The sequence below is a fragment of the Treponema sp. R8-4-B8 genome (assembly GCF_054786175.1).
The window spans coordinates 1-452 of record NZ_BDHE01000383.1 but is presented as its reverse complement, the minus strand read 5'-3'; the positions used below and the strand labels follow the sequence as shown (position 1 = coordinate 452).

Below are 452 nucleotides of genomic sequence, written 5' to 3'. Positions count from 1 at the left end.
AGATGTGTATAAGAGACAGCAATTGGATTGGATCAGCTGATAAAGATACCGTAATGGTGGAAGCGAAGAACTTGGAAGCGTTCAAAGACGGTCGGATATTGATAACGAGCGCCAAAACGAATGACCGCTACTGCATACAGAAAGACGCCGTTACCAGTATAAGGCCGGAACTTTACCATAAGAGCCAATCGGGGGCAACATGGACAAGAATGTAAACAAAAAGGGCATAGCCGGCGTCTCGCTCGTGGAGATCATGATCAGCCTCGTACTCGTGGCGTTCGCCCTAATTGCCATCACTACGGTGTTTCCCAGAATAATGGGCCACCGTAAAAACATCGCCGAAGCTGAACAGGCGAATATTATCGCTATGGAAGTGCTTGATAACTTGCAATACTATTCTATCTATGGTTGCACTATAGTTAAGAATGGTGTAACAAACGGTAATATGACTA

2 protein-coding genes are annotated in these 452 nt (G+C 45.1%); both read left to right on the top strand.

The genetic code is table 11. From position 1 onward, the window contains the following. Positions 1 to 215 (top strand): hypothetical protein (locus ACYVRA_RS08875; protein WP_461252350.1); only part of this gene is annotated, 215 nt, incomplete at its 5' end. After that, positions 200 to 452 (top strand): type IV pilus modification PilV family protein (locus ACYVRA_RS08870; RefSeq protein ID WP_461252349.1); only part of this gene is annotated, 253 nt, incomplete at its 3' end. The genes ACYVRA_RS08875 and ACYVRA_RS08870, both read left to right, overlap by 16 nt.